This window comes from Vibrio ichthyoenteri ATCC 700023 (genome assembly GCF_000222605.1).
Lineage (GTDB): Bacteria > Pseudomonadota > Gammaproteobacteria > Enterobacterales > Vibrionaceae > Vibrio > Vibrio ichthyoenteri.
On sequence record NZ_AFWF01000099.1, the window covers coordinates 1 to 1242 of the forward strand.

Sequence of the window (1242 nt, forward strand, 5' to 3'; positions counted from 1 at the left end):
TTCTAACTTACCGTTCAACTGCTGCTCCAACAACCCCTGCTGAGCGTGAGCTTGCTCGTAAACCTCACCCCATGAGTTGTGCTGACTTTGGCTAAGTTGCTGTTGTGTAAAACCATTTTGTAACGGTAATGACATCAGCGCCAAATAGTAATAGCGAACTTCACGCAAAGGAGCCAATGGTGGTTGCCCTTGAGTTACAAGATACTGATTAACGCACTCAAGAGTCACCGCATGAGGAAGAATTTGCTCGGCGAGTAGGTATTGATTAACGACAAGATCCGCCGCGAGATCAAAACGTGCTTTATCTGCATAACCCCCTCGTTGAAAAACATGTCCTAAGACGAGATGAAGCGCTTCATGCTTTAATGCACCCACTTGCTGCTGCGGATTCAGTGTTTGCCAATGAGCTAAATCGCACACGAGTTCCACATCACAACTGCCATGCAATTTGATCTCCAATACTGGAGCCAAATTCGGGGAGTTTGTATCACCAGTCGCCATAACCTGCTTTTGTAAGCTAGCAAGATAATGGCCATAAAAAGGTTCGCTGAGCATTAAAGAAACGCTCGCTTTTGTCAGAGAGGCATTCAAAGCAATTCTTATAACTGTTTCATTTTTCAGCAATTATCCCTATAATCTCGAGGTTAGTCAAACAATGGCATATGACAAAAATATTACGTTAACATCGCGCTAATTTTTATTTAACCAATCGTTATCTCTTGGTTGTAGTGTCGATTTTAGTCACGCAAATTTCGTGCGCCCATTCACAATTATCCTCGTTCATGTCGTAGTAAGGAATCATTCATGAGCAAAGTTCTACTCTCTTTTGGTATCGCAGAAAAACTCCAGCATATTTATCCTGACGTTGAAAAACTCACCATTGATACTGATGACGAGATAGTCAGTTGGCCAGAAGTGGCTAAAGCCTTTCCAAATGTGAAAGCGATTAAAATCCGTGAGGTCGCTAAAATCGCTGAGCAGCGAACCATCGATAGTGATTTCTTTACCTTATTCCCTGCGCTAGAGAGCTTGATAACCGACGAGGTCGTCGACACCGATTTCACCAATGTAAATCCAAATACCCTCAGCCACCTATCAGAACTCAGCATAGGCCGTTCAAGCAGTTCTGACTTGTCGGTTTTAGGCGAATTACCTAACTTAAAAACGCTAACAATCACGATAAAAAACAAAGCACTGCGTTTTTATACCCAAGCAAATTCTGGGCTTGAAAAAGTCAAACTA

At 42.6% G+C, this 1242-nt stretch carries 2 protein-coding genes; one reads left to right on the forward strand and one right to left on the reverse strand.

Features of this window, described 5'->3' with window-relative positions:
• Positions 1-555: DUF2201 family putative metallopeptidase (locus RH85_RS08595; RefSeq protein ID WP_006711832.1), on the reverse strand; the 555-nt coding region annotated here is incomplete at its 3' end.
• A gap of 249 nt (positions 556-804) precedes the next feature.
• On the opposite strand from RH85_RS08595, the gene RH85_RS08600 reads away from it, so the two are divergent.
• A partial coding sequence (locus RH85_RS08600) for a hypothetical protein (protein WP_006711833.1) occupies positions 805-1242 on the forward strand: 438 nt, incomplete at its 3' end.